This is a genomic window from Acinetobacter sp. N1-1, assembly GCF_056711485.1.
Map to the genome: position 1 here is coordinate 1 of NZ_JBWXUO010000001.1, position 538 is coordinate 538.

Genomic DNA, 538 nt, shown 5'->3' on the forward strand with positions numbered 1-538 from the left:
TACGACAGTTGGTTAAGGAACAATTTCATGGAAAATAACTTATTTGATGATTTGGTTGCTTCTATCAAAGAGGCTGGAGCAATTAAACGTCAGGAAATAAAAGCAAGTCGTGTAATAAAGCTCGAATTACCTGATATTAAGCAAGTACGTGAAAAAACTGGCTTGAGTCAAAATGAATTCGCAGCACGCCTTCATATTAGCCCTCGCACACTGCAAAACTGGGAACAAGGAAGAAGATATCCAACAGGACCAGCCGCGACTTTAATTAGGATATTAGACTCTCATCCTAGTCTTATATAGAAAGGTAGAATGAGAGAAAAATCTTTCATTCTATTAAATTCGCATAATCAATATTATGTTAATTTTAGGAAAACTAAGAAAACCTAATCGCAATATTCCCACGATTAATGAGAGCTCAGTTGTGTAGACCAATTGGTTGTACGATAAATTTTAGGTATGGGCTTATTCATTCTAAAATTATATTGCTGAAATGAGAGAGGAGATTTTACCAAAATCACATTATAAGACTAATATTGAA

1 protein-coding gene and 1 pseudogene are annotated in these 538 nt (G+C 34.2%); one reads left to right on the forward strand and one right to left on the reverse strand.

The window, feature by feature from the left end; all coding sequences use genetic code 11:
* The first annotated feature begins 27 nt into the window (after nucleotides 1-27).
* Nucleotides 28-300: a NadS family protein gene (gene nadS / locus AC1MPL_RS00005; RefSeq protein ID WP_023272879.1), complete on the forward strand. Its 273-nt coding sequence runs from the start codon at nucleotides 28-30 to the stop codon at nucleotides 298-300.
* A 79-nt stretch (nucleotides 301-379) separates the two neighbouring features.
* Here the strand turns inward: nadS and AC1MPL_RS00010 are convergent.
* Nucleotides 380-470: pseudogene (locus AC1MPL_RS00010) on the reverse strand (IS5/IS1182 family transposase); the annotation flags it as partial.
* Between the last annotated feature and the right edge of the window lie 68 nt (nucleotides 471-538).

Bases quoted from the DNA above. Each gene is read 5' to 3' on its own strand.
- nadS (WP_023272879.1), top strand. From the start codon at position 28: ATGGAAAATAACTTATTTGATGATTTGGTTGCTTCTATCAAAGAGGCT.